26 protein-coding genes are annotated in these 26,130 nt (G+C 36.6%); 17 read left to right on the top strand and 9 right to left on the bottom strand.

Annotation, left to right across the window (positions count from 1 at the left end; all coding sequences use genetic code 11):
* Nucleotides 1-13: 13 nt before the first annotated feature.
* The 3 genes from FH508_RS17140 to FH508_RS17130 all read left to right on the top strand — a co-directional run bounded on the left by FH508_RS17140 (nucleotide 14) and on the right by FH508_RS17130 (nucleotide 3,239).
* Nucleotides 14-1,030, top strand: a complete 1,017-nt coding sequence (locus FH508_RS17140) for a hypothetical protein (protein WP_172772272.1) — start codon at nucleotides 14-16, stop codon at nucleotides 1,028-1,030.
* Between the two features lie 444 nt (nucleotides 1,031-1,474).
* Nucleotides 1,475-1,897 (top strand): DUF6678 family protein, encoded by a 423-nt coding sequence (locus FH508_RS17135; protein WP_172772271.1) that lies wholly within the window; start codon nucleotides 1,475-1,477, stop codon nucleotides 1,895-1,897.
* Nucleotides 1,898-1,949: 52 nt separating this feature from the next.
* The gene (locus tag FH508_RS17130) at nucleotides 1,950-3,239 is read left to right on the top strand and encodes a DUF1963 domain-containing protein (protein WP_139860550.1); all 1,290 of its coding nucleotides are present in this window, start codon (nucleotides 1,950-1,952) and stop codon (nucleotides 3,237-3,239) included.
* 91 nt (nucleotides 3,240-3,330) lie between these two features.
* On the opposite strand, the gene FH508_RS17125 is transcribed toward FH508_RS17130, so the two are convergent.
* The 3 genes from FH508_RS17125 to FH508_RS17115 all read right to left on the bottom strand — a co-directional run bounded on the left by FH508_RS17125 (nucleotide 3,331) and on the right by FH508_RS17115 (nucleotide 5,855).
* The gene (locus FH508_RS17125) at nucleotides 3,331-4,713 is read right to left on the bottom strand and encodes an SMI1/KNR4 family protein (protein ID WP_172772270.1); all 1,383 of its coding nucleotides are present in this window, start codon (nucleotides 4,711-4,713) and stop codon (nucleotides 3,331-3,333) included.
* A gap of 338 nt (nucleotides 4,714-5,051) precedes the next feature.
* Entirely contained in the window at nucleotides 5,052-5,228 is a 177-nt protein-coding gene (locus FH508_RS17120; protein ID WP_228134128.1) for a hypothetical protein, read from the bottom strand.
* 60 nt (nucleotides 5,229-5,288) lie between these two features.
* Nucleotides 5,289-5,855 carry a hypothetical protein gene (locus FH508_RS17115; RefSeq protein WP_172772269.1) on the bottom strand — a complete coding sequence of 189 codons (567 nt, stop codon included), beginning with the start codon at nucleotides 5,853-5,855 and terminating at the stop codon, nucleotides 5,289-5,291.
* Between the two features lie 286 nt (nucleotides 5,856-6,141).
* Between FH508_RS17115 and FH508_RS17110 the strand changes: the two genes are divergently transcribed.
* The gene (locus tag FH508_RS17110; protein ID WP_172772268.1) at nucleotides 6,142-6,369 is read left to right on the top strand and encodes a hypothetical protein; all 228 of its coding nucleotides are present in this window, start codon (nucleotides 6,142-6,144) and stop codon (nucleotides 6,367-6,369) included.
* Between the two features lie 104 nt (nucleotides 6,370-6,473).
* On the opposite strand, the gene FH508_RS17105 is transcribed toward FH508_RS17110, so the two are convergent.
* Both FH508_RS17105 and FH508_RS17100 read right to left on the bottom strand, forming a co-directional pair.
* Nucleotides 6,474-7,004, bottom strand: a complete 531-nt coding sequence (locus FH508_RS17105; RefSeq protein WP_172772267.1) for a hypothetical protein — start codon at nucleotides 7,002-7,004, stop codon at nucleotides 6,474-6,476.
* Nucleotides 6,985-7,482: an RNA polymerase sigma factor gene (locus FH508_RS17100; protein ID WP_172772266.1), complete on the bottom strand. Its 498-nt coding sequence runs from the start codon at nucleotides 7,480-7,482 to the stop codon at nucleotides 6,985-6,987. The genes FH508_RS17105 and FH508_RS17100 overlap by 20 nt, the downstream gene beginning before the upstream one ends.
* Nucleotides 7,483-7,792: 310 nt before the next feature.
* Here FH508_RS17100 and FH508_RS17095 point away from each other — a divergent pair, with 310 nt between their 5' ends.
* Nucleotides 7,793-8,638 carry an aldo/keto reductase gene (locus tag FH508_RS17095; protein WP_172772265.1) on the top strand — a complete coding sequence of 282 codons (846 nt, stop codon included), beginning with the start codon at nucleotides 7,793-7,795 and terminating at the stop codon, nucleotides 8,636-8,638.
* Nucleotides 8,639-8,692: 54 nt separating this feature from the next.
* On the opposite strand, the gene FH508_RS17090 is transcribed toward FH508_RS17095, so the two are convergent.
* Complete coding sequence (locus tag FH508_RS17090) at nucleotides 8,693-9,076, bottom strand: winged helix-turn-helix transcriptional regulator (protein WP_172772264.1); 384 nt, start codon at nucleotides 9,074-9,076, stop codon at nucleotides 8,693-8,695.
* A 108-nt stretch (nucleotides 9,077-9,184) separates the two neighbouring features.
* On the opposite strand from FH508_RS17090, the gene FH508_RS17085 reads away from it, so the two are divergent.
* The 4 genes from FH508_RS17085 (at nucleotide 9,185) to FH508_RS17070 (ending at nucleotide 14,682) form a co-directional block, all read left to right on the top strand.
* Nucleotides 9,185-10,372 carry an MFS transporter gene (locus FH508_RS17085; protein WP_172772263.1) on the top strand — a complete coding sequence of 396 codons (1,188 nt, stop codon included), beginning with the start codon at nucleotides 9,185-9,187 and terminating at the stop codon, nucleotides 10,370-10,372.
* A 394-nt stretch (nucleotides 10,373-10,766) separates the two neighbouring features.
* On the top strand, nucleotides 10,767-11,753 hold the full coding sequence (locus tag FH508_RS17080; RefSeq protein ID WP_172772262.1) for a LacI family DNA-binding transcriptional regulator: 987 nt from the start codon (nucleotides 10,767-10,769) through the stop codon (nucleotides 11,751-11,753).
* Nucleotides 11,754-12,009: 256 nt separating this feature from the next.
* Entirely contained in the window at nucleotides 12,010-13,284 is a 1,275-nt protein-coding gene (hisD, locus tag FH508_RS17075; protein WP_172772261.1) for a histidinol dehydrogenase, read from the top strand.
* A 75-nt stretch (nucleotides 13,285-13,359) separates the two neighbouring features.
* On the top strand, nucleotides 13,360-14,682 hold the full coding sequence (locus FH508_RS17070) for a GntP family permease (RefSeq protein ID WP_172772260.1): 1,323 nt from the start codon (nucleotides 13,360-13,362) through the stop codon (nucleotides 14,680-14,682).
* 92 nt (nucleotides 14,683-14,774) lie between these two features.
* Here FH508_RS17070 and FH508_RS17065 read toward each other — a convergent pair whose 3' ends face one another.
* A complete protein-coding gene (locus FH508_RS17065; protein WP_172772259.1) occupies nucleotides 14,775-15,005 on the bottom strand; it encodes a phosphoglycerate mutase in 231 nt (76 codons plus the stop codon).
* Between the two features lie 155 nt (nucleotides 15,006-15,160).
* Between FH508_RS17065 and FH508_RS17060 the strand changes: the two genes are divergently transcribed.
* The 6 genes from FH508_RS17060 to FH508_RS17035 all read left to right on the top strand — a co-directional run bounded on the left by FH508_RS17060 (nucleotide 15,161) and on the right by FH508_RS17035 (nucleotide 20,436).
* Entirely contained in the window at nucleotides 15,161-16,171 is a 1,011-nt protein-coding gene (locus FH508_RS17060; protein ID WP_172772258.1) for a linear amide C-N hydrolase, read from the top strand.
* A gap of 230 nt (nucleotides 16,172-16,401) precedes the next feature.
* Nucleotides 16,402-17,832, top strand: a complete 1,431-nt coding sequence (locus tag FH508_RS17055; RefSeq protein WP_172772257.1) for a MocR-like pyridoxine biosynthesis transcription factor PdxR — start codon at nucleotides 16,402-16,404, stop codon at nucleotides 17,830-17,832.
* A gap of 512 nt (nucleotides 17,833-18,344) precedes the next feature.
* Nucleotides 18,345-18,791, top strand: a complete 447-nt coding sequence (locus FH508_RS17050; protein WP_172772256.1) for a YfmQ family protein — start codon at nucleotides 18,345-18,347, stop codon at nucleotides 18,789-18,791.
* 231 nt (nucleotides 18,792-19,022) lie between these two features.
* Entirely contained in the window at nucleotides 19,023-19,289 is a 267-nt protein-coding gene (locus FH508_RS17045) for a hypothetical protein (protein WP_217270123.1), read from the top strand.
* A 16-nt stretch (nucleotides 19,290-19,305) separates the two neighbouring features.
* Nucleotides 19,306-19,866, top strand: coding sequence for a DUF4256 domain-containing protein (locus FH508_RS17040; RefSeq protein ID WP_172772255.1), 561 nt, complete (start codon nucleotides 19,306-19,308; stop codon nucleotides 19,864-19,866).
* Between the two features lie 75 nt (nucleotides 19,867-19,941).
* Nucleotides 19,942-20,436: a CDI toxin immunity protein gene (locus FH508_RS17035; protein ID WP_172772254.1), complete on the top strand. Its 495-nt coding sequence runs from the start codon at nucleotides 19,942-19,944 to the stop codon at nucleotides 20,434-20,436.
* A gap of 217 nt (nucleotides 20,437-20,653) precedes the next feature.
* On the opposite strand, the gene FH508_RS17030 is transcribed toward FH508_RS17035, so the two are convergent.
* Together FH508_RS17030 and FH508_RS17025 are read right to left on the bottom strand one after the other, a co-directional pair.
* Nucleotides 20,654-20,821 (bottom strand): YjcZ family sporulation protein, encoded by a 168-nt coding sequence (locus FH508_RS17030; protein WP_172772253.1) that lies wholly within the window; start codon nucleotides 20,819-20,821, stop codon nucleotides 20,654-20,656.
* 423 nt (nucleotides 20,822-21,244) lie between these two features.
* Nucleotides 21,245-23,005 carry an ABC transporter ATP-binding protein gene (locus tag FH508_RS17025; protein WP_172772252.1) on the bottom strand — a complete coding sequence of 587 codons (1,761 nt, stop codon included), beginning with the start codon at nucleotides 23,003-23,005 and terminating at the stop codon, nucleotides 21,245-21,247.
* A gap of 169 nt (nucleotides 23,006-23,174) precedes the next feature.
* Here FH508_RS17025 and FH508_RS17020 point away from each other — a divergent pair, with 169 nt between their 5' ends.
* Both FH508_RS17020 and FH508_RS17015 read left to right on the top strand, forming a co-directional pair.
* The gene (locus FH508_RS17020) at nucleotides 23,175-24,605 is read left to right on the top strand and encodes an ABC transporter permease (RefSeq protein ID WP_172772251.1); all 1,431 of its coding nucleotides are present in this window, start codon (nucleotides 23,175-23,177) and stop codon (nucleotides 24,603-24,605) included.
* A 13-nt stretch (nucleotides 24,606-24,618) separates the two neighbouring features.
* Entirely contained in the window at nucleotides 24,619-26,115 is a 1,497-nt protein-coding gene (locus tag FH508_RS17015) for an ABC transporter permease (RefSeq protein WP_172772250.1), read from the top strand.
* The last annotated feature ends 15 nt before the right edge of the window (nucleotides 26,116-26,130 follow it).

Raw genomic sequence — 26,130 nt, 5'->3', positions numbered from 1 at the left:
GATGTATATCACAATGAGTAATGATGTTCAAATTGGAAGGCTAATCAACGGGACAAGAGAATTGGAAGGCAAAGGTACGTTTCTACTATGCTCAACAGCTCAAACCATTCAGGAAATCACGACATTTAATCCACATGAAGGGATTTTCGTTAGTAGAAAAGATCTTGAGAATGCGCTATACGACTTCTGCAAATCGGCTATCTCTAACTATATAGAAGAAGGAAGAAATAAAGATGTGTATACCTTCTCCATCTATACCGATAGCTATAACGGTAGCTACATTGTGTACATAAATAATCGGGCTTCCTTAGAGCAAACTGTTGCAGATTGTTACGACTGTTATCAAGAAAATTATATGAGAACGGGTGACGAAATTTATAACCAAACAAAAGAGCAGGTCTATCGTTCAAGTAAATTTAGTGAAGGTGATTATCCCTTTATGTTTGAAGACATGCCTGCGTGCCTAGAAAGCTATCTTGAAACATACAGCTGCATTAGTCAAGAAACGCCTGAGTATTTAAGCAATAAGGAGAATTATATATTTGAAAAGACGATTATAGATTCGGAGCTATTTTTAATCGCCATGGATGTTATTCAACGATTGCACAACGATTTAAAACAATTAAACCAAACAGAGGACTTCATTGCCTACGTTTCAGCAGCGGATGGAGTTGGTGGTGATTATTTGACACTAAGCCAACTCGTCAGAAACTGTGTACCCTTAGACCAATTGTATAAAGCAATGCCTGACTTAAAGATTAAAGATCAAGAATTTCAGTTTGCTGTCGAAGCTATACACCAACTCTCCCTTGATCAACAAGTAAAACATTGGGTCAATGTGATAGAAGGAGGAGAATTTGGGGAAGGCAGCATGAAAAGCTTCTGGCGAACAGATTATGAAGCCTATGAACAACTTGCTGCGCTTGGAGCACCAGCCATCCCATATATTAAAGCGTATTTGAACGGTGATCTTAAGAATGAGGGGAGGAATATTCTAACGTTAGTATTAGAAACTCTGGGCGAACAATAACACCCAATAAGAGACTGTTACTCATGAAAAATATGAGGTGACTGGCTTGATTACAGGAATCGCGATTTATAATACTGAGAATATTAGCGCGACTGACTCTTTAAACATCGGATTGTCTTTTTTTTAGGCGGTATGCGTCGGAGATTATGTAGAGGATCATCAACTTTCCAATATTTCTGTCGATCGGTTATAAGAGAATGTGTTAAATGGAGCTTGTGATGCGTTAGGGCTATACCATGAGCGAAAGGGCTCGACACCTTGATATGCTACATTCAGCCGTGAAACTGTGGAGTTTGGCAGCTTCTCTCATTTCACTGCATGTTGTGAATGTTCACTTGAAAAAGTTTATGCCCCTTTAACGGCGATGCTTGCAGACTTTGCAAAGCGATTTCCAAGCTTGTCCTATGCGATCCATACAATAACTTATCGAACTGAGGTTTCAATATGATAGCAAATCAAAACAAAATGAAAGTAATGGAGGCCATTGCAGACAGAAATTTAGTTTCGATTATGAATAATACAAAGTGGCGAGAACTGCAAGATGCCGTTATAAATACGTTATTATTTCCGCCACCATACCAATGCAAGTATTTGTTAGAAGGAATACTACACCCAGAAGAATTTGAAACGGATGTGTGGTATTGGGGAGATTGGGAAGAGGGCATTGAACCGTTTTACAGTGTCGAGTGGATTAGAGTAAGGCCAAGATATTTGAAACATCGAGGTAAACTCGTTTCACCAGAATTGATTGATATCACAGATGATTTTGTCAATATATTAAAGGCATTATCCATTCCATACCGACTTGAGAACGATACCTATTATATTTACGGCTATCTATTAGATACAAGTATATTAACATCATGAAGCCCAGTGGGAGGCAATGTCAGCTGTTGACAAATAAAGGAAGGAATCTAATATGACAGAACGAATATCATGTAAGACGGAAGGTTGCAATGCAACAATTTTGCCGAGCACCGCAGCCAAGACAGGCGGAATCTGCATGCCTTGCTATCAAGAGCAGGAACGAAAAAAACAACAAGCATATATTAAGCAGCACCGCAAAACGGTCAATCTCTATGAAGGATTAACAGATTATGTTGATATTCTCAAGGTGATGCATGCACCGAGAAAGCATGATCCGCTTATCCAGTATGTACCTTATCCATTAAGCAAGGAGCAGATATACATATCTTTATCAGACCAAGAAGCGGACTGTATGCTGACATATGCAATGGAATTACTCGCTGTTCACAATGAAAGTGAAGCAGAGGATATTTTATTAGCGCTAGTGTGCTATCGGGATGTGAATATTTCAGATGCTTTGTTAGATCTTATACAGCAAGGCTTGTTTGATAATCCAATTCTTTTTAAAGATGCAACACAAGACATTCGAAATCAGCTTCTAGAGCGGGTGGAATGGGATGAGGATAGCCGAAATCATCTCCTCCTTATACTCGGCTGGATTGGTGATACGGTAGTTATCGAGCAGTTTCGAAAATGGCGAATGCAGCCACCAAAATGGGTGGAGCAGTTATTTGTAACTCCTGAAACTTACGCTCTTGATGGCGGGTGGGAGCTTACCCCTGACGGAGAGCGACGTAACCTAATTAACCAACTATGTTATGCAATTAGGCAAGCAGATGAACCATATAATGAATTAAATGTAGAACATCATGCGCGTTTCCTGGAGACAAGTCATTTAACATGTCCATGGTGCAACAGGAAGCTAACGAAGTTGATGGACGTAGCTACCTCTCATCCAGCTTTGCAATATCTCAAACTCCAGATGGAAACATTACAGGTCATAACCTGTGACTTATGTGGGGGCTTTAGCACAATATACATGGAGCTGGATAATCGTGGCGTGCCTGTTTGGAGCCGCTATAATCAGGAACCCGATTATCTTCCTGATGTTGATGACGTTAATAGCAGTACGGAAACCCCTCATAATTTAATGCTTGCACAAAATCCACAATCGCCGTATTATGCTGCTGTTTGGACAATGTCACAATTAGATTCGCAGATGGGTGGACATCCAAGCTGGGTACAAGATTCGGAGTATCCGATTTGTCCTTGCTGTACCCGAAGAATGATGTTTATAGGGCAGATTGATTATGCTGATATCGATGAATATGCAGAAGGTATTTTTTATATGTTTATATGTCCAAAAGACAGAATGACAGCAACAGTATATCAGCAAAGCTGATTAATGTTCACGCTTTGTTGCATTTCAGGAACCGCCACAAGAAGAGCCCAATGAGAAAAAGAAGAGCCCGCTTTAACAGCGAGCTCTTTGCTTAGGCGTCTTTTAACTTATTAATTACTTCATTTGTATAGGAATCGTTAAAGCGAATGATCCCGTGATTCTTTACAATACGACCTTCCTTCAAGCGGCGATCAAGCCAATCGGTAATAAAGGCAGGAGCATATCCGCCTTGCCCGAATTCTCCGCCAAATGCAATGATGTTCTGATAAACGGATACATATTGATCGTAATTAGTATCTGTATACGACTTGGTATATAACCAAAACTGCACATCGTACATGTCATAGGATAATTCATCTGCATGAAAACTAAAATAGCCTTTTTCTTCGACAATCCGTGTGCAAATGTTGCGGATTTTCTGTTCAACTTGTTCTACTTCGGTTACCCGAGAGCACAGCTCCTCCAGCAGTGGTGAAAATTTGCCGTGCGCTACTTTATCGAGGGCTTCCTCTTTGTCCTCTTCAAAAGTATCGTATTGTTCTTCGCTCACTAAGCCTTTGATAAACGCTTCGAAATTGTCGGCAAGGAAGGTAATCTCATAATCATCTTCTTGATCGACATGAATAACTTCAGGTTCACCATCCCTACCACATGCTCGATAGTCTAACATAACGACATCATGACCCGCTGATGGACAATCACAGATTACGACTCCAATGTCTGGATATCCCCATTCCTCAATCATAAACGGACTGCCCAAATCTCCGCATAGGGAATAGCTTTTCTCACGCCCAATACCCATGATACCCGTAATGGCAATATGATCTTCAGCCCAGGAAGTAGGCTCCTCTGTTGGAAAGCAAGTGTGCATCGGTACTCCGCCATTTTGCTGCTTCATGAGATAAATATACGAGGAAGGGAGCTTATAGCCAAGTTCCTTTTCTATAGATTCAATTAGTTCATCCGTCGGGGGCTCACATTGATAGGATGTTCTTGCATACTCGCTGTCTTCCCAGAAATCGGGTAAAGACATGTCTGAAAAAGGAATCTTTTTTTCTACGAACCCACCATGCGCTAACGAAGCTTTCTTTTTAGCAAGCCGAAGTTCTTCTTTTTGCTGCTTCGTCGCTTTATGCGTACTTTGTCTCAAAAAGTATTCTGTACTTTGATCACCAGGTTCTAGTTGATTAGAAATGCTAAAAGCTTGAACTGCTTCCTCATATCGCTGTAAATGATAAAGAGCAAAGCCAACCCGATAATGCCAGAGAGAATCCTGTTTGCCAGCCTCAGCAATCTTATCGAATTGATAGAGCGCTTCTTCATAAAGCCCTGAATTGTTATAGGCTCTTGCCATAATACTAATTGCTTCATAGTCTCGCTTTTCTTCGGGTATTGCTAAAAGCGAATCGATAATTCGCTGATGTTCGTCCATTTCATGCCACTCGTTCAATTGATCAGTAAGTCTTTGCTCCATGTCTACCTCCAAATGAATATTTACTTAATAACTACATATGTTTCTGGTGGTCTCTACCTTAAAATAGTAACATCTATAAATGAAGGATTCTAGAATTTTCCTTTGTTACGATGAAACTGAAATGATAATTTGTTCATTCAAATAATCACAAATTATAGAAGTTCGTACATCACGTAGGTGTAGGAGCTATTGAGGAAGCATATTAAAAGGACTTGTATAAATGATAAAAAAATATCCATACAAGTCCTAAAAAGTAACGCTGTGATTATTTTTCTTTTATAAAGAAGAAGCCTGTTCCATTTTCTTGTGGCACAAAACCTTCTTTAACGAATGTTTTTTCAACCATATATTGTTCTTCTTTTGTTATAACCGTAGTCATGTTTGTTTGTTTGTTTTGAAGCAACAATAGTTTTTTCTTCTATTGATACTTGTGTGTTTTGCAAGTTTGCAACAAAACCAATTGTGAATGCAAGAACGCCTGTTAAACCAATTGCAAAGATTACCTTCTTTTTCATATTAAAACTTCCAGTTGTATTTAGATTGCAACAAGCACATAGGTTTACTTTACGGAGACATTAAGGATACCATGAAAGTTTAGAATCACTATCTAGTGATATCGTTTTTATTTCTTCACTTATAATAGTGAACCATTTACGTAAAATGTCTTCTTTTCCTAAATTACTATTGTCATCATCAGCCCAAATAATATGGGAAAACCATGCTCCTGTTGCCCATTCGAATTGCAGTTCAGCAAATGATATGCCAGGATGGTTCACTTGAGTGAATTTGTCATTTACTGCGACAGCGACATTAGAAGCTTGAGGGAGTAATTCATTTTGTATTTTTTCTGTCATATTAGGATCTTCAAGCTCATTCCACATCTTGAGACGCCCATCAATTTGGTAAAAAATATTGAAAGAAGGCTGTTCGCCCATATCGATTAAAATAAAGGCACGTTCTACTGTGTTGTCAGTCGCCTTAACGGCATTGACGATTAGATTTTGCGCGATGTCCACCCAAAAGTTATTGGCTTCATCTAATGGTGTGTCCTCTAAATAAAACTCCGATTCAAGTTCAGAAGCAGCGACTTCTCCTTTATTCACATCTTCAATTTTTTTAAAAAACCTATTAAAGAACCCCATTTATTTATACCCTCCGATATTTATATAATAAATAATTCTAGCATTGAATTTCTTGTTTAAAATCCTACATATTACAAATTTTAACACATTGAAGTGTTGAATAGTAAATAAATAGATTTCATGGTGAGTACTAATCAGAAAGTATGAACTACAGAGTAAAGGGATTCTTACTATATAAAAGATCTGTAACTGTTCACGATGAAATTGTAGTAGAGCTAAAAGTATTTTGGTTGATTACTTCAATGCCAATTGTCCCATGCTATAACTAGATGGGGGGTGTTGGTTAATGGATTACGAATATACAGTGAAGTTATACTTCAATGAAAGTCGTGAAGAAGAATATAAAATTAAAAATAATATTGGACAAGATACATTTGTAGAAGAAATTTTGAATGGGTTCAATGAGAAGCGCTGGCATTCATTTACTGAAACTGAAAATTTTAAAACGATATTAGTTAGTACTAATGAGGTTTATAAAGTAACGGTAGTGCAAAATGTTGTAACGTTTGATTAATCTAATGGAAAAGTCACTTCTAATTTGGAGTGACTTTTTATTACCTCTATAAGGTCATTTCAATGAATGGAGTGGGAAGTAAATATAAAAAACAGATAACTTATTTAGTTATCTGTTGCAGGAGCCATATTGTTGTAGATTACGTCGGCAGTCACTTTACCAGTCGTAACATCTTGAGAGGTGTAACCTGAAATGAAGTTTCCTACTTTAAATTCTTTCTGTAACAGTTCTTCGGATGGTTTTGCTGCAGTTGGACCTTTAATTCCCAGCTGGGTTTTGTCCGTTATCGTTACCCATAAATCACCGATCTTAAAGGTTTTGCCGTTTGCAGTGACTTCCGTAATCGTCCCTTCAATATTCACCACTGCTTTAGCTGTAGTTTGCGGTTTATCTATTTCTATTACTGTACTTTGCGTGTCGCTTTTTAAATGCTGTGTCATCGTGTATGTCCCCGTTAGTACTGTACAAACTGTGACTATTAAACCGAAATTTTTTAAGGATAATTTCATGCTTTTTTTCATTTTCACTTCCTCCTTAATGGGTGTTGATTGCATGATTTTTTTATAAGTTTCTTCTTTGAATTTATCGTTAATCTTGACCTGCTCCATCGCAGATTTATAGACAGACTTCCTCATTGTCAAGGCCTCCAATCTTTTCTTTTAAAAGAAGGCGTCCACGCGCAAGCCAAGTACCCACTGTTGCTGGTTTGGCCTGTAAGATTTCTGCAATTTCCTGAATAGAATAACCCTCATAATAGTGCAGATGAATAGGAATCCGATATTTTTTATCCAAAGCTAATACTGCCTGTAATAACTCGTTCTCTTCCTTGGGGAGGTAGCTTAAATCCTCAGGAATTGGGTTTCTACTGCGGAACCATCCCGTTTTTAGCATGTTTTTGCTTTTGTTAATAGTTGTGCGTATGAGCCAAGCTTTTTCGTGTTCATCGCTGTTGAATACAGGGGCATTCTGCAAATAAGTTAAAAATACCTCCTGTGTAACCTCTTCAGCGTCCGCTACATTTTTTAAATAGGCGAACGCTACTTTAATCAGACTGTGCGAATATAAGTCCAGTGCTCTTCGCAATGCTTCATGTACTTCTAGAGAATGATGCACGCCACCACCTCCTTTCACTATTAATACAACTGAGGATGCCAATATTTTTCATCGAGCATAAATTTTTTTAAATATTGAGTGGAAAAGTTCATTGTATATCCAGTTTCAATCTTCTACCTATCTTCCTTGTTTTTCTGTAATGATAAAAACGAAAGAAATTGATGATAAAAAACTTTATCCCGCTTATCATTGCCAATTCACAAATGTTACCTCAACGTTACTATGAAACAAAATTGTGCGTACTTTTTTTTACTCCTTCAAGACTACATAATGAGAAAGCAATCAAGAAAAGCACATTGGAGGAATAAAAATGATTAATCATTTACAAGATACAATCACATTAAATAACGGCTTACAAATGCCTGGAATGGGTTTAGGTGTTTTCCAAGTAGAAAATGATGCGACGGCAGAGATGGTGAAAAACGCTATCGAGGTTGGCTATCGCAGTATTGATACAGCTGCTATTTATGGCAATGAAGCGGGAGTAGGGCAAGGTATTAAACTAGCATTAGCATCTACTGGTTTAAATCGTGAAGACCTGTTTATTACATCAAAAGTATGGAATGACGGATTAAGCTATGACGAAACAATTGCTGCTTATGAAGACAGCCTACAAAAATTAGGGTTAGATTATTTAGATCTTTACCTTATTCATTGGCCAGGTAAAGATAAGTATGCGGAATCTTGGAGAGCACTTGAAGACCTATATGACCAAGGCAAGATTAAAGCAATCGGCGTATGTAACTTCACTGTTGCACACTTAGAAAAATTATTAACGTTTGCGCGTATTAAACCTGTTATCAACCAAGTGGAGTTTCACCCACGCTTACAACAAGTGGAGCTTCGTGCGTTTTGCGACAAGCACCAAATTCAATTAGAAGCGTGGGCACCTTTAATGCAAGGCGGTCTGCTTGAAGATGAAACGATTGCACAAATTGCTACTAAATACGGAAAATCAATCCCTCAAATTATTTTGCGCTGGGATGTACAAAATGGAGTCATCACGATTCCAAAATCTGTGCGTAGAGAACGCATGATGCAAAATGCTGATGTTTTTGACTTTACATTAACAGATGAAGAAATGGCGATCATCAACTCGATGAATCTTGAACAACGTGTTGGTCCTAACCCAGATGAATTCGACTTTGCGCTATAAGCATTAAAAAGGAAAAGAGACTGTCTAGTGTATGACAGTCTCTTTCTTCCCTCATTATGAGGTTTGTTGCATAGCGATATCTTCATCACGTTGTTTCAAAATGATATCTTCACCTTTTTCTTGTAATACTTCAATATGATGTTCGCCCCACGTGCAAAGCATGTTTAAAATAGGTTCCATGCCTTCTCCATAAGGCGTTAATGAATATTCAACTTTGGGTGGTACTTGATTAAAGACTTTGCGATCGATGAGTCCAGCCTGCTCTAATTCTCTTAATTGACTTGTCAGCATTTTTTGTGAAATTTTTGGAATCAATCGTCGAAACTCATTTGTTCGAATTTTACCATGGTGGTTTAAATGACAAAGAATGACCGGTTTCCATTTTCCGCCGATTACTTCAAGTGTCGCTTCAACACCAATATTATATAGTTTTTGCATTGTAACCTCCGTAATATTCAAAAGTAACTAAAAGTACTCTATGGTTTGTTTAGGTATGTATGAATAGTACTACACATGAAAAGAAAAATCAAAGGAGATAGTATTTAAATGTCACAATCAAAAAAAACAAGTGCTAAATTAACATTGCTAGCACTTGCAATCAGTGCTTTTGGTATAGGTTCTACTGAATTTATCAGTGTTGGATTGCTACCATTAATAAAAGAAGATTTTGGTATATCGTTAAGCACAGCAGGTTTAACCGTTTCTATTTATGCATTAGGTGTGACGATTGGGGCCCCATTATTAACAGCCCTAACATCACGCCTCAGTCGAAAAACCGTTTTATTACTTGTTATGGCTATATTTATAGTTGGTAATTTAACTGCAGCTTTCGCCCCTGTTTTCTCTATCCTAATATTAGGGCGCATTATATCAGCATTAGCACATGGTGTATTTATGTCGATTGCTTCTGTTATTGCTGCCGATGTAGTTGAACCAAATAAACGAGCAAGTGCCATTGCCTTTATGTTTACAGGTTTAACATTAGCTACTGTAACAGGTGTCCCGCTTGGTACTTTTATTGGACAAGTAATGGATTGGCGTATGTCATTCATCTTTATTGTCGTAATTGGCATTATCGGCTTAATTAATAATGCGATGTTAGTGCCTAGCCAATTATCGAAAGGTAACCCAATCTCATTACGTGATATTGGCAAAGTATTAGGCAATATCCGCATGTTATTAATACTGTTCATTACCGCAATTGGTTACGGTGGTGCCTTTGTTGCTTATACTTATATTTCACCTATTTTAGAGCAATATATGGGCTATTCACCACATGCTGTTGTTGTTATTTTAGTTGTCTATGGTATTTGTGTAGCGATTGGTAATACACTAGGCGGTCATTTTGCTAATCAAAATCCGCTTCGTTCAATTTTTATTATTTTTATTGGGCTTGCCTTGGCGTTACTTGGCATTAACTTTACTCTAGAATCACCTATTATCGGATTAATCATGGTACTGCTAATGGGACTTTTTATGTTCATGAATGTCCCTGGTTTGCAGCTATATGCGGTTATCCTGTCTGAAAAATATGTACCATCCGCTATTTCAATGGCGTCCGCATTGAATATTTCTGCTTTCAACATTGGTATATTCCTAGGATCGTATATTGGTGGCTTTATTATCCGTCATCAATCATTAGCCTATACGCCAATTTACGGATTCTTAATGGTGATGCTTGCAGCAGTTGTTACATTGTTATGGTTACTTTTCGATAAAAAGAAAGTAGATTAAATTTTTAGCCATGAATTGCATTTCGGATAACTAACAAAAAGGAAGCTCACTATCGCTTCCTTTTTTATTTATGGCAACAACGCTTTCCTTGGAATATTCTTGACATCTAACGTAGTTTCTAGTTTTAATATAAGTATATACATTAAGCAATAAACACGTTTTTCGGTTACGTATAGGTAGGACCTCTAGTTAATAGATGGTCTTTTTTTGTGGGCTCATATCGACTATACAAGTTAGGAATGACATTCAATACAAATAGTCTATCTAGTACTTGCTTTTCACCCAAGTTCTAAGGTAGTTTGATTATGAGAATAGGTTTTATCGAGGACACAGTGAAAGCTCATGCAATTAATTTGTTGAGATGAAATATAGATCGAAAGAGGTTATGTACAACATGAAACAAGGAGTTACTGCCAAGGATGTAGCAAAATTGGCTGGTGTTTCACAATCTTCAGTATCAAGAGTTTATTTTGAAGGTGCGTCAGTATCTGCGAAAACTAGAGAAAAGGTTTTAGCAGCGGCACAGGAGCTTGGTTATAGACCGAATGAATTTGCACGTAGTTTAATTACAAATCAATCAAAAATAATTGGTTTAGTAATGAAAGGCGTTCAAAATCCATTTTACCCTCAAGTATTAAAGCTATTTACAACTTCTCTAAAAAAACATGGATACAGCGTACTATTCATCTATACGAACAATGATGAAATACAAAAAGATGATATCGAAATATTATTTAATTATAATGTTGCAGGTGTAGTTATTACCGATGCATCACTTTCTTTATCGGTTACAGAAGATTTCATCAAGTATCAAATACCGTTAGTTCTGTTTAATCGAAAAATAGATAATAATCAATTTTATTCTGTATGTTGTAACAACTTTGAGGCAAGTAAAAAGATTGCAGAATATCTATTGAGTATGGGCTGCACAAAGATGATTTATATTTCAGGGAATGAAAATACATCGACTAGTAGAGAACGGGAAAAGGGATTTAGTGCTGTGTTGCAAGGGGAAGAAGTGGACTATCAGAAATACAGCTCTGATTACACATATGAGGGTGGATATAATATCACACAGAAAATTATAGCAGAAAAACAATTGCCCGATGCGTTCTTTGTGGCCAATGATATTATGGCGTTAGGGGTAGTGGATGCATTAAAGGACAATAATATTGATATTCCGAATGAAACGAAAGTAATTGGTTTTGATAATATTGAAATGGCAGCTTGGCCTACATACAATCTAACAACATGGGAGCAACCAATTACAGAAATGGTAGAAGAGACTGTGAAATATTTACTTAATGAACTAGAGGAATATTCAGGTGAAGCTAAAAATCTCGAAATTGATGGAGCGCTTATTTTACGAAAAACAACATAGTGTATAAAGGTCGTAAAGACTTATTTCTAGGCATCATGCTATTTCAAAATGAGGATACATACAGCAATATGTATGTGTATCTTATAAGAGATAGTGTGATGCTTTTATTATTTTTATATGTGATATGGTAAATATTTAATAAAAATAACGAAAATAAATACTTGTTGACAAGCTATTATTTTTCGAATAATCTTACTTATATAATTTCTGCATACGTATGCAAAAATGAAATATTAAACAAAAAGGGGTAAAAACAATGGTTAAAGTATTGAAATCTGGAAAATCAAAAGAAGAAGTAAGCATAAATGACTCGCAGGTATCTCAAATTGTTTCCGAAGCAATTAAGGATATAGAAAAACGAGGAGATCAGGCAGTTCGTGAACTATCTGAAAAATTTGATAAATGGTCTCCGACAGCGTTTCGTTTAACTGACAAACAAATAAATGAAATCGTATCCAAAGTACCAAGTGACGTAATTGCGGATATTCAATTTGCTCAAAAAAATATTCGTGAATTTGCAGAGGCACAATTAGCTTCACTACATGATGTAGAAGTAGAAAATATTCCAGGCGTTATTTTAGGTCACAAAAATATTCCTGTTAACAGTGTTGGATGTTACATCCCTGGTGGTCGCTATCCAATGGTTGCATCAGCACATATGAGTGTTTTAACGGCTAAAGTGGCAGGCGTAAAACGAGTAATCGCATGTACGCCACCTATTAACGGAGAAATTCCACATGCCACAATTGCTGCTATGTCCTTAGCAGGTGCGGATGAAATTTACCTTTTAGGTGGTATTCAAGCAATGGCTGCAATGGCAATTGGGACAGAAACAATCGAATCTGTAGATATGATTGTTGGACCAGGGAATGCTTTCGTTGCTGAAGCAAAAAGACAATTGTATGGTCGCGTAGGCATTGACTTGTTTGCTGGACCAACAGAAACATTAGTAGTTGCTGACCATACGGCAGATGCCGAAATGATTGCAACGGACCTTTTAGGTCAAGGGGAACATGGACCTACATCACCTGGTGCACTAATTACAACATCTGAAAAACTAGCAGAAGAAACTGTAAAAGAAATTGAACGTCAATTGCAAACGTTACCAACTGCTGATGTTGCCCGTGTATCTTGGGAAGATTATGGTCAAATCCTTTTAGTAGATTCAATTGAGGAAGCTAGAGTTGAAGCAGATCGCCTTGCTTTTGAGCATGTAGAGATATTAACCGAAGATCCAAATTACTTCCTTGAAAATATGACGAACTACGGATGCTTATTCTTAGGCCCTGAGACAAATGTTGCCTATGGAGACAAAGTAATTGGCACAAATCATACATTACCAACTAAAGGTGCTGCTCGTTATACAGGTGGATTATGGGTAGGAAAATTCATTAAGACGGTTACCTATCAAAAAGTAACACCAGAGGCAAGTGCCTACATCGGGGAATATGCAGCACGTCTTTGTCAGTTAGAAAATTTCGCTGGTCATGCAGAGCAGGCTCTTCTACGTGTAAGAAGATACGGAAAATAGAATGATACATGCTAAGTATGACGGCAAGTAAGTGAAGATTAATAAAGTGCAAAAAGGGGATTCGGGGGGAACAATATGTTAGGGATGATTGGGTTATTTGGCGGATTGGCACTATTAATATATTTAACAATGAGAGGTATGAATTTACTCATTGCTGCACCTATTACAGCATTGCTTGTAGGGCTATTAAATGGGCTTCCGCTTTTCCCGCAGCTCGCAGAAAATGATGCTGCAAACTTTTTAACTAATTATATGTCTGGTTTCACAGGCTTTATTGCATCTTGGTATTTAATGTTTTTAACAGGGGCTATATTTGGTAAAGTAATGGAAGATAGTGGAGCGGCGGACAGTGTTTCGCAATGGATTGTCAATAAAATTGGCATGAAACAAGCTGCATTAGCGATTGTAGTTGCCTGTGCGGTTTTAACTTATGGTGGTGTGAGCTTGTTTGTTGTAGCATTTTCTGTGTATCCAATGGCGCTTAGCCTATTTAAACAGGCAGATTTACCAAGACGCTTTATTCCAGCGGCACTTGGGTTTGGCTCAACAACGTTTACGATGACATCTGCAGGTTCGCCTGAGATACAAAATTGGATTCCAATTCAGTTTTTAGGCACTTCACCATATGCAGGATGGGAAGTGAGCTTTATTGTCGCTGTATTTATGTTGGCATTTGGTTATTGGTGGCTAAAAAAGATGATCAACAAAGCTATGGCGAATGGAGAACGATTTGTTAGTAGAGAGACGGATGTATTGAAAACAACTCGAACAGATTTACCAAATCCGATTTTAAGTATTGTTCCGCTTCTCGTTGTATTAATTATTTCTTTCACCTTCCATAATTCTTTAGGAACGTCAGCATTGATTATTGCGTTAACGGGCGGTATATTAGCAAGTTACCTAATCAACAGAAAGTTCTTTCAAAATTTTGGTGCAGCAGTAGGAGAAGGGGCAATGGGTGCTATTGTTGCGATTGCAAATACAGCTGCAGTTGTTGGTTTTGGGGGTGTCGTAAAAGCAACACCTGCCTTTGAATCTGCTGTGAAGGTTATGACGGATATTCCAGGAAGCCCATTAGTAGGTGGTGCTTTAGCGGTAGCAGTTATTGCGGGACTAACGGGTTCGTCATCTGGTGGACAAGCCATCGCATTACCTTTATTAGCACCACATTATTTAGATTTAGGAGTCAATCCTGAGGCGTTACACAGAACAGTTGCCATTTCTTCGGGGTCACTTGACTCGCTTCCACAAGGAGGATATGTTGTCACGACTATTCGTTCTATCTGTGGAGAAACACATAAAGATGCTTATCCAGCATTTGGTGCCTTAACAGTTGTAGTACCAGCATTAGGCGTTATATTAGCCGTAATTTTATTCTCATTAGGTTTGGGCATTTAAAAATATATGAAAATAGAAACCCAATAAATGATTAATCATTTATTGGGTTTCTAAGCCTGCAATAGTTTTATTTAAGCATAGCTAAATGTTAGTTAACGGTGCATCGTATTGGTTGTTTCATACTGTATATTTAACTTAATTTTGTTCAAGTCTCTATCAATTTTGGAAATTAACATATGTAATTCTTCATTTTCTGGAGCGTCAAACGTTTCCCCTCTTCGTTTGCATAAAGTCACTGTTTGATTAATTAATCGCAAACAGGATTTAATTAGAGCCAAATCAGTTTTGATTGCTTCTTTGTTTATAATGTCTATTTCATCCATTAATAATCACCCCTACAAACATAATACAATATTAGTGATAATTAACCAATTTCGTAAAATGAATATAATCCTTGGGAAATTCACATTTTGTTTTTAGTGAAAGCATGTCACCCATTCAAAGTTGGTTAAGCTAATCTTAAAGAGGGAGTGTTTTAATGTTTGGATGTAGTAGCTTATCAATAAATACAACAGATAAAAAAACATTATTTGCTAGAACAATGGATTTTACAATGGAACCAGATAGTAAAGTAGTTATTGTTCCACGTAAATATGGCATTCGATTGCTTGAAGAGAAAAATGAGGTAACGATTAGCAATCCATACGCGTTTATTGGCATGGGAAGCACGGATCTCGCATCTCCAGTTCTCTACGATGGTGTAAACGAAAAGGGGTTAATGGGAGCAATGCTTTACTATGCCACATTTGCGACATATTCGGATAAGCCGAAAGAAGGAACGAGAGGTATTAATCCAATTTATGTTGTTTCACAAGTTTTAGGAAGCTGTGTAACAGTCGACGATGTTGTTGAAAAATTAGGTGCTTTTACATTATTGACTGAAGCAAATAACATACTTGGCTTCGCACCACCACTTCACTATACTTTTACAGATGCTACTGGAGAAACGATAGTTATTGAGCCTGATAGAACAGGCATAACCATTCATCGCCAAACAATAGGGGTTATGACCAATAGCCCTGGATATGAATGGCATCAGACAAATTTAAGAGCTTATATTGGTGTCACACCTCACCCTCCACAAGACATTACAATGGGAAATTTGAAATTAACACCGTTTGGGCAAGGGGCAGGTGGGTTAGGATTGCCAGGTGATTTTACGCCATCTGCACGATTTCTTCGTGTCGCTTATTGGAAAAAGTATACGGAACAAGCGAAAAATGAAACAGAAGGGGTAACTGCCATGTTTCATATTCTATCTTCCGTTAATATTCCGAAAGGTGTTGTGTTAAATAAAGAGGGAAAGACGGATTATACAATTTATACTTCTGCAATGTGTGCCCAAAGCAAAAACTATTACTTTAAGCTTTATGACAATAGTCGAATTTCAGCTATTTCATTATTTGCAGAGGATTTGAATAGCCATGATTTAATTACATTTGAGTGGGATCGTAGACAGGATATCAAACAGTTGAATATAAAAAGCTGATAGTGGTCCAGTTCTCATTAATATAATGAGCAACTGGTCTTTTTTTAGTCTTTTAGTAACCGTCGCAACGCATTATAGCTAGCGATTGGATTTTTTAGTGGATGGCTAAAATAGCATTGTAGTGGCTGGTTCAAGACAAGCTAACTTACATTAATATATAATCTTTTAGCTTGTATAAAAATGCTAAAAGATGAAAGCATGTTTGATAGAATATTATGAGGTGAGTATATATGGATTGGAAACCTGATAGAAAAGCAAAAAAAGCTATCTATAAACAACTCGCAGAATATATTGAAAAGGGAATTGCAGATGGTACATTTCCACCTGATAAACCATTGCCATCGGAAAGATATTTGGCTAGTACATTAAACGTAAATAGAAGTACTGTCGTGCATGCATATGACGAATTAGAATCGTTGGGCCTAATTGACAGAACTAGAGGAAGCGGTACTACCATTAGTAAAGATATTTGGGGTATTACAAAAAAACGGATTCCAAGCTGGAACCGCTATATTGAGGCAGGTTCTTTTTTACCGAGTCTACCTGTAATGCAAAAAATAAGAAAAGAAGCAGTTGAACATAAATTAATTAATTTAGCTTCTGGTGAGTTGTCAGAGGATCTTTTCCCTAAAAAATTTTTAAGCGAAATTACTTCGACACGCTCCTTTATTGGAAGCTTAGGATACGATCATCCTCAAGGAAATGAAATTTTAAGAAGTACACTTTCAAAACATGTAAAAAGAAGTCGCGGAATTGAAACCAGCCCGTCTTCAATACTTATCACTTCAGGGGCGCAGCAAGCATTACATTTAATTGTCCAATGTTTGCTAAAGCCAGGAGACGCCATTGCTATAGAAGATCCTTCATATAATTACAATCTTCCTACTTTTAAATCAGCAGGCATTCAAATACATTATTTGCCTGTCGATAAGGATGGGATTAACCCAGAAGATTTGCAAAAACTATATAAAAAACACCGAATTAAAATGATTTTTCTAAATCCTTATTTTCAAAATCCGACTGGTTATCTATTGAATCAAAGAAAAAGAGAAGCGATTTTAGACATATCCTCAAAGCTAGGGATTCCTGTTGTAGAAGACGATCCATATAGTTTAACTGCTTTTTCAGGAGAGAAAATTTCAACCCTTAAATCATTGGATAGGAACGGCAATGTTTTATATATTAGTTCATTGTCCAAAATTGTAGCTTCAGGACTAAGAATTGGATGGATTATTGGTCCGACATCAGTAATTGAACGTTTATCCGATGCGAAGCAACAAATCGACTTTGGTCATTCTAGCTATACACAATGGATAGCGAATGATTTTTTAGAATCAGAAAATTTTCATACGCATATAAAAAGTTTAATTAAGGAATTAGAAAAAAGAAGAGATACAATTATTAAAAGCCTTGATACTTATTTAAAAGGGCTTGTGGAATATTCGATTCCGCAAGGTGGTATTCATATATGGTGTAAAATACTAAAAAGCTTTAATGAAACCCAATTACTTGAGGCATCTATTAAGCAGGGGGTCATCTATGCCCCAGGCTCTACATTAGGTTCCAAAGAAAGCTTTGTTCGTTTTACTTTCGCAAGGGAAGATGAAGAATCGATTGATGAAGGTATAAAAAGGTTTGCACAAGCACTACAAAGAGTATAGTTAATTGGATGACTAAAAATAACCAAGAGTGGATGGTTTAAACGATATAGAAAACCTATATGATTGTAATAAGGGAAAATAGCATCATCCCTTAAAAGTTCGAGCTGCTGATGAGAAAACTTAAGGCGGCTACCTTTTATTATATTTTATACCGCGTTCATTTTATGTTTTAAAGACATCGCCACTTAAGCTTAAAATGAAAGAAATAGAGCACTCCTCCAATCCTCAGGTTGGAGAGTGGCTCTGTTTTTATTATGTCACAATACTTTCATTTGATATTCAAAGCTTGTATGGTATGGTTTTGAATAGAGCAAAAAAATGATTTTAGTTTAGTTCCAAAATAAATGGATGGTCAAAAAACCCTCCAATTGGATGGTACGATTCACTATAATTCCTTTATCATTGAGAAGTGGATGATGCATCTAGGCATTTAGTGAAACGATGGCAATGAAGGTGATAAAATTATTTGCTATATATAAAAATAATAAAATGATTGAAAGAGTTGATATGCTATGACATGGGGTTTAGTTATTACAATCGTTATTGGATCTATTGTTAAATTGATAATGAGTCCGCCAAGTATCGTTGTGGGATGGACAGTAAGTAAATTTGAACTTCATAAAAAACTGGATTCAAAAGATGTGACGGTAACCTACAATGGAAAGAATTTAGAAGAAGAAGATAAAAATAGATTTACTGGCTATTTTAATGAGGCTTCCTTTTTAAAAAAGCATTATATCTTTCCAGGCAATGAAAAATTATTTTTAGAGCCAGAATCGAATGTAACGCCTTTTGTTATCAATGTAAATAAGGGCAAAAAAGAAGATATTCACTTTTTTGTTTTTAATTACGATAATCACGTGGATGTTGTGAAGAAATACAAAGAGAAAGTTGTTTCTTATAGTATAAGTTCTGAACATCTACAAAAATGGTCTACGTCTCCTAACGGATTAATTTAAAGGATAAATACCTAAACATAATATGGAATTCATGAAAAGGCACTTACTAAGTTGTAAGTGTCTTTTATTCTGTCGCCTCTAATAATTAGTACAAAAGAGAACGATACAATCTCAATCGATAGTGATTTTTCGAATAAACAACTGTCGATGACAGCAAGTTGTTGAAAACGACGAAGAAACAGGTTATTTTATATAGATAAATGAACTGATTTTCAAGGTGGAATAAATGAATTGATAGAAGATTTACTTGCGGCTTTCTTCCCTAATGGTAGTATTGCTTTAAATACACGAAAAATCGATAGAAATATTGAATTGTTAAAAAATGAATTTTGGTTCGAAGTTATTTATAATGAAGAAAAATATCGAAAGCAATTTTTCGTAAATAGAAAAGTAAGGAAATATTTGCAAAGTACACATCGTGTGAAAAGATTGATAAAGAAGGAAAAAGTTCAAAATGCATTTATAATCTTTTTAAATAATCAACTAGGACAATTTTAATATGGGGGAAACGAATATGCCAACGAAAGAGTTATCAATTGAGCAGCATGAGGAACTACTGAAAACGTTGCAAGACCGATTTGAGAAAAATATGGACCGCCATCAAGGTCTTGACTGGGCTAAAGTACAAGCTAAGCTAGAAGCTAATACGGAAAAACTATGGTCACTGAATGAAATGGAAGTGACAGGCGGTGAGCCCGATGTTGTCGAGTATGACAAAAATTCGGACGAGTACATTTTTTACGATTGTGCAACGGAAAGCCCTAAAGGTCGTAGAAGCTTTTGTTACGATCGTGAAGCATTGGAATCAAGAAAAAAGCATCAACCAGAAAATACTGTAATCGATTTGGCAAACGCTATGGGCATTGAACTTTTAACAGAGGACCAATATCGCAAGTTGCAGGAACTAGGAAATTTTGATTTGAAAACGTCAAGTTGGGTGCAAACACCTGACAATATTAGAAAACTTGGCGGGGCCATCTTTTGTGATCGTCGCTACGACACTGTCTTTATGTATCATAATGGAGCGGATTCCTACTATGCTGCAAGAGGCTTCCGTGGCTCGCTTAGGGTTTAATCATTTTGAGCTGTTGAGACAGCTCTTTTTTATTTTTTAAAATAGCAAATTGAACAGATAGTAAGGACGAATAGGATGAAAGATAAAAAGGAACGTTTGAAGGAATTGTTAGCTCTGCAAAACGAAAAAAGAAAGGAGGCGGAGGAACAAAGAGCCTATGAAATAGTTGTAGAGGTAGTAAATGAGTTGTTTCCAAATATTCGTTTTGAAGAGGAGGTAGCCATTTTATCAAAAGAAGCTTCTAAAAAAATCACCGATGATTTATTTGAAGAGTTCCCATTTTGTCACTCGGGAATTGACTGGACACGTATGTTTTACAAAACGATATTTTCTAACTTTGTTGACTATGAAAGTGCATTAGCAGAATTAGTGATGAAAAATCATAAAGAACAGCATACATATTGTTATATTATTGACTTGAATGCTCAACATGTGATTAAAACACAATTGGTTAACATCCTTCATAGAGTCGAGGAAGTGAGGCATTGGGATAAATATATTTATGCACCTCAAATTCAATTGGTTATGGAATTTCCTTCGAATGATATTGCAGTAGGATGGAAGAAATAAAATTGAGTAAATAGCAAAATAAAAATCAAACCAGTGACCAATGCAAAATTTACAATGGTGACTGGTTTCATTATAAGTATAAAAAATTTTTAGCTCGTCTATTTGAGTTACTTCATATCTAAATGAAAGGTGTCGGTGCAAGGATTAGATTAAAAGGGTTACCAGGCTGAGAGCAACCCTTTGTGTTAGAGAGGTGCATTACATTTGGATAATAGTATTAGCAATCATCTCCATTACTGATGAAAGTAGCGCCGACAATAATTAAAAGAATAAATAGTACAACAATTAGTACGAATGTTGAACCGTTATTGTTATTACCATAATCATAGTTATTTACTCCACAACAATTATTGTTCCAATTGCCTGCATTTCCGTAGTATCCCATGGAAAATTCCCTCCTTTCTTCAATGTATAATATGTATTTTGCAAAAAAGTGGGGGGGTGTTTATCCATTAAAAATTTAAACTAGTTATATTTTGTGGGAGAAAGAAAATCATTCGATTAAATTAGCAAAAATCATAAAATCGATAGAGGGCTTAAAATATCAGACATAGTAATACTGAATCAACAAATTACTATTACGTCAAAATATTTGAGTTTTACTAAAGATGATTTAGAAACGATAAATCATGCCTAGCCATATTAAGAAGAGGTAAATTAAATCCATTCAAGCGCTTCTAAATTAAAAAAACCACTCAACTTTCCGCAGGCACGATGTAAGACGCAACTTGCTTAAACGCGCTTTTTTGCGTCTTACGTTCCGTTGTACCGCAGAAGTCAAAGTGGATTTTTACTCGGACAAAAAAATTCAGAATTGTTTGAGTGACTGGCACTCCTTCGCTACCCAGTGATCTTTAGACACTTCCACAAGCTGTGTATTGTCTAGATTAAAACGATTGGTCATCAATTCTTCCTCTGACATGACCTGGCGTTTCTTCTGTTTTTCAATTGCTGGGTCTGGAATTGGAATAGATTGTAGTAGCATCTTAGTATAAGGATGCTGTGGGTTTGCATAGAGTTCTTCACTCTCCGCTAACTCCACGATTTTTCCTCCGTACATTACAGCAACACGATCACTAATATGCTTCACCATCGACAAATCATGTGCGATAAATAAATACGTCAATCCTAAGCGTTGTTGTAATTCTTTCAATAGGTCTACAACTTGCTTTTGAATCGAAACATCTAAGGCAGAGAGTGGTTCATCACATACAATAAAATTCGGTTCGACTGCTAAAGCGCGGGCAATACCAATACGTTGTCGTTGCCCACCACTAAATTCATGTGGATAGCGTAAAGCATGCTCCTTTTTTAAGCCTACTAGTTCGAGTAATTCTTCTATGCGTGTGCGTCGTTGCTCAGCGGATTTCGTTAATTTATGTACATCAAGTGCCTCCCCGATAATATCAAGCACCTTTTTTCGGGGGTTCAATGACGAGTACGGATCTTGGAAAATGATTTGCATATGACGACGCATACTCTTTAATTCATTTTTAGTTAAGCGAGTGACAGGCACCCCTTTATACAATACTTCTCCTTCTGTTGGTGCATGGAGCTGTAAAATCGTACGTCCTGTTGTTGACTTACCTGAACCAGATTCTCCTACGAGCCCCAGTGTCTCACCAGGATAAATACGGAATGATAAATCATCTACTGCTTTTAAAATTTCCCCTTTCTTTAAATCGAAATGCTTGGATAAATTGCGTACTTCTATTAGCGGTACATTTAAATCAGTACCATCTTCGATATTAGGTGGCTGTTTTGGTTCTTTCTTTTCATGCAGCTTTGGTAGCGCGTTTAATAGCTTCTTCGTATAGGAATGCTGCGGATTCGCAAATATCTCTTCCGTAGTTCCTTCCTCAACAATTTCTCCCTCTTTCATGACAATGACACGATCACACATACCTGCAACAACACCTAAATCATGTGTAATTAAAATAATAGATGTTCCAAGACGCTCTTGCATTTGCTTCATAATACTTAAAATTTGAGCTTGAATTGTAACATCTAGCGCAGTAGTTGGTTCGTCGGCAATTAAGAGGGAGGGGTTGCAGGCAAGGGCCATCGTAATCATGACACGTTGACGCATACCACCACTAAACTCATGTGGATATTGCTGATAACGCTCCTCACTATTTTTAATGCCAACTAATTTTAATAATTCAATCGTTTTTTCGTATGCTTCCTTTTTAGACATTTTTTGATGCTTCATTAAGCCTTCAGCAATTTGCTCACCAACGCGAATTGTTGGGTTCGTAGATGTCATCGGGTCTTGGAAAATCATACTAATATCTTTTCCTCGGATTGCCTCCATTTGCTTTTCAGATTGCGTCACCAAATTTTCCCCTTGGAATAGGATTGTACCTGACTTTAAAAATGAGGGAGGGGATGGGAGAAGACGCATAATGGATCGAGCCGTAACACTTTTACCGCTTCCCGATTCTCCAACAATGCCAACCGTTTCACCTTTATTGACGTAAAAGTTTACGCCCTTTACAGCTTCAAATTCGGTTTCTCCTGTAATAAAAGAAACGCGTAAATCTTGTATTTCAAGAATTTTTTCGCTCATCGAATGCTCATCCTTTAATAAATTTCAAATATTCTTATTGACGAACTGTAGTCGTTCATACATACTATACTATACAGGTAGGTATTGTACAATATACGCAAGGAAAGTAAATTATCTCATTTTATTTTCATACCTTACTACTATAGTAAGCGAAGAAAGGAGGAAATACATGAATAATTTTCTGAATATTAGCAAGTTTAAAGAAAATTATTATTTTAAGCGAATTTTTAATGAAATGACAAGAAGAAATAGTTATTCTTTTGTGTTATTTTTACTAGGATTTCCAGTGCATATTGTTACATATTTTTTATATTTGTTAAAAAAAGATAAACATTCATATGCTCAATTGTTTGCACAAACGAAAGAACATTTTATTTCGCAAGGGAAACTCCAAGCATGGGAAGCGGAATATAGACAGCAGGAACAAACGAAGGCAGCATTTTTTAATAAATCGCTGAATGAGCAGCAACTTGCATCGGTAGTTAATCAACTAACTGAACAAAAGCTTACTAGAGAAGTAGAAAAGAAACTAGAAAGTGAAAGTATTGCAAAACAATCTTACAAAAAGTATTTTAGTGAACTACTTGAAAAGCCAATTTTTTTAGCTGTGTCATTTATTCCTGGTGTTTTAATGTATTGTTTCTTAATTTTATGCAGTAATGCGTTTAGTCGATTTATCGTTGAACGTTTATTCCAAAGTGCATTTGTCATTGTTGGTGTGGCGACATTAGTATTTACGATTTTATATTTATCGCCGTTTGATCCAGCACGTAATTTGCTAGGTATCGAGGCAACACCTGAACAAGTCGCGAATTTTAATAAAATTTATGGATTAGATCAGCCCTATTTAGTACAGCTGTGGCATTCCTTATCTGGACTGTTTACGTTTGACTTAGGAAATTCATTTGAAGGTAAAGAAAATATTACGCAAAGTATTATGAATAAGTTTCCAGTAACATTGGAAATTGCGCTGTTTTCATTATTAATGGCGGTGGCAATCGCAATACCTGTTGGAATTATTTCAGCGGTACGACCGAATTCATTTGCAGATTATGCGTTTATGTTTATTGCACTTATTGGTTTATCGATACCAAGCTTCTGGCAAGGGCTCATTTTTATTTTAACGTTCTCATTAAAATTACAATGGTTCCCTGCTACTTATAATCCTAACAATTGGTTATCTATTGTCATGCCAGTTGTTGTATTAGGTACTTCTATTACAGCGTCGATTGCACGAATGACAAGATCAAGCATGCTCGAAGTAATTCATGAGGATTATATTATTACAGCAAAAGCGAAAGGGTTGAGTGAGCGTAAAGTCATCACAAAGCATGCGATTCGCAATGCGATGATTCCGATTGTTACCGTAATAGGCCTTTTATTTGGCGGTATGCTCGGTGGCGCTTCTGTGACTGAAAAAGTATTTAATATTAGTGGTATCGGTAGTTATATAGTAGATAAACAATTTATTCCTGATATACCTGCCATTCTAGGTGGGGTTGTCTATATTGCCATTACTATTTCGATAGTCAATATGGTGATTGATGTGCTATATGCGTTCTTTGATCCACGCATTCGTTCAAAAATGAAGAAATCTTAGGAGAGGGTATATTGTGAAATTCATATCGAATGTAAAGCTGCTTTTGAAAATAACGCAAGAATATGTCAATGCACAGTTTACTATTGCCTTTTCTGCTATTTTTTCAGTGCTGTTTTTACTAAATAGTTTTGATTTTGCTAATGGCGTGTGGCGACCTTATGTCCTTGCGATATTTGTCATTTATGCCTGTACGACATTATATATATGGTTTACAACGTTACAAATTAAAAAGGATTTAGCTAAAGAACGAGAAATTCAAACACGAACGCGTCTGCTTGCTTATCCATTAATGCTCACAGTTTTAGTAGGTAATGTATTTGCAGCAGGCTTTGGCTTTATGCTAGCAACGAAAAATAAAACAGCAGAATATACCTTTGCTGTCTATGCGTTGATTACGCAGATTTTTATACTTCTTATTTCGGCATTAAATTTATTTAAACCATATGTCGTGGATACATTTTTATTAGCGATGGGTGCATTTCTATTACTCGCAGTCCTTTATGCGGTGATGGCGGTACTTGTAGCGCGATACGTTACAGTAAGCGATGCTCCTAAATGGATGATACCACTTGGTGTAATATTGCTTTTACCAGCGCTAACAGGAAATCTTTTCTCATTCCTGCTCGGCTGGACATTAATTAAAAAAGCACGAAATACGGATCCATCCGCTGTTGAAAAATGGCAAAAAATATGGAATAAAATATTACGTAATACGATGGCTGTTTTCGGCATGTTCTTCATTATATTTATGTTCTCGCTATCAGTCGTTAGCTCATGGACATTTGATTACGATTTTGCCGTGCAAAATAATTATAGTGCGTTATTACAAACACCTTCTTTGGATTATCCGTTAGGGACAGATAACTTTGGTAGAGATTTATTTTCAAGAATCGTGTTTGGTGCTCAAATCTCTTTAATAGTTGGGTTCTTTTCAACTATCATCCCTGCTGTAATAGGAGGCGCACTTGGTGCATTTTCAGGCTATTACGGAAAAAATACAGATAACATCATTATGCGTTTGCTCGATATTTTGTATGCGATCCCAGGTATCTTACTGGCGATTGCGATCATTGCAGCATTTGGCGCAAACACAGTGAATTTAATTATTGCATTGAGCGTAGGGGCGATCCCGACATACGCAAGAACGATGCGTGCGAATGTTATGCAAATTGCCAATTTTGAATTTGTAGAATCAGCAAGAGCACTCGGTGTATCAGATGCTGCCATTATTTTTAAGCATATCGTACCGAACTCTCTCGCTCCGATGATAGTAAAAGCAACTTTGACAATTGGCGGCGCGGTTATTTCAACTAGTAGTTTAAGCTTTCTTGGACTGGGAATCGAGCCACATATACCAGAGTGGGGCAATATTTTAAAAGTAGGCAGTACGTATTTAGAAACTAATTCTTATGTAGCCATTTTCCCAGGATTATGCATCATGCTACTCGTCTTATCGTTTAACTTTTTCGGCGATGGGTTACGTGATGCACTTGATCCTAAAACAAACTAATTTATAAATTGGAGG

Source organism: Lysinibacillus sp. CD3-6, from assembly GCF_006351725.2.
Lineage (GTDB): Bacteria > Bacillota > Bacilli > Bacillales_A > Planococcaceae > Lysinibacillus.
The sequence above is the reverse complement of the archived record's forward strand: the minus strand, read 5'-3'. Positions and strand labels throughout refer to the sequence as shown.

Coding starts and splice junctions, on each gene's coding strand:
- FH508_RS17130 (WP_139860550.1), top strand. CDS start 1,950: ATGACAGAACGAATATCATGTAAGACGGAAGGTTGCAATGCAACAATT.
- FH508_RS17055 (WP_172772257.1), top strand. CDS start 16,402: ATGGATTGGAAACCTGATAGAAAAGCAAAAAAAGCTATCTATAAACAA.
- FH508_RS17020 (WP_172772251.1), top strand. CDS start 23,175: ATGAATAATTTTCTGAATATTAGCAAGTTTAAAGAAAATTATTATTTT.
- FH508_RS17085 (WP_172772263.1), top strand. CDS start 9,185: ATGTCACAATCAAAAAAAACAAGTGCTAAATTAACATTGCTAGCACTT.
- FH508_RS17115 (WP_172772269.1), bottom strand. CDS start 5,855: ATGGGGTTCTTTAATAGGTTTTTTAAAAAAATTGAAGATGTGAATAAA.
- FH508_RS17025 (WP_172772252.1), bottom strand. CDS start 23,005: ATGAGCGAAAAAATTCTTGAAATACAAGATTTACGCGTTTCTTTTATT.
- FH508_RS17065 (WP_172772259.1), bottom strand. CDS start 15,005: ATGGATGAAATAGACATTATAAACAAAGAAGCAATCAAAACTGATTTG.
- FH508_RS17125 (WP_172772270.1), bottom strand. CDS start 4,713: ATGGAGCAAAGACTTACTGATCAATTGAACGAGTGGCATGAAATGGAC.
- FH508_RS17140 (WP_172772272.1), top strand. CDS start 14: ATGAGTAATGATGTTCAAATTGGAAGGCTAATCAACGGGACAAGAGAA.
- FH508_RS17050 (WP_172772256.1), top strand. CDS start 18,345: ATGACATGGGGTTTAGTTATTACAATCGTTATTGGATCTATTGTTAAA.
- FH508_RS17030 (WP_172772253.1), bottom strand. CDS start 20,821: ATGGGATACTACGGAAATGCAGGCAATTGGAACAATAATTGTTGTGGA.
- FH508_RS17105 (WP_172772267.1), bottom strand. CDS start 7,004: ATGAGGAAGTCTGTCTATAAATCTGCGATGGAGCAGGTCAAGATTAAC.
- FH508_RS17070 (WP_172772260.1), top strand. CDS start 13,360: ATGTTAGGGATGATTGGGTTATTTGGCGGATTGGCACTATTAATATAT.
- FH508_RS17090 (WP_172772264.1), bottom strand. CDS start 9,076: ATGCAAAAACTATATAATATTGGTGTTGAAGCGACACTTGAAGTAATC.
- hisD (WP_172772261.1), top strand. CDS start 12,010: ATGGTTAAAGTATTGAAATCTGGAAAATCAAAAGAAGAAGTAAGCATA.
- FH508_RS17095 (WP_172772265.1), top strand. CDS start 7,793: ATGATTAATCATTTACAAGATACAATCACATTAAATAACGGCTTACAA.
- FH508_RS17110 (WP_172772268.1), top strand. CDS start 6,142: ATGGATTACGAATATACAGTGAAGTTATACTTCAATGAAAGTCGTGAA.
- FH508_RS17040 (WP_172772255.1), top strand. CDS start 19,306: ATGCCAACGAAAGAGTTATCAATTGAGCAGCATGAGGAACTACTGAAA.
- FH508_RS17035 (WP_172772254.1), top strand. CDS start 19,942: ATGAAAGATAAAAAGGAACGTTTGAAGGAATTGTTAGCTCTGCAAAAC.
- FH508_RS17080 (WP_172772262.1), top strand. CDS start 10,767: ATGAAACAAGGAGTTACTGCCAAGGATGTAGCAAAATTGGCTGGTGTT.
- FH508_RS17135 (WP_172772271.1), top strand. CDS start 1,475: ATGATAGCAAATCAAAACAAAATGAAAGTAATGGAGGCCATTGCAGAC.
- FH508_RS17120 (WP_228134128.1), bottom strand. CDS start 5,228: ATGAAAAAGAAGGTAATCTTTGCAATTGGTTTAACAGGCGTTCTTGCA.
- FH508_RS17060 (WP_172772258.1), top strand. CDS start 15,161: ATGTTTGGATGTAGTAGCTTATCAATAAATACAACAGATAAAAAAACA.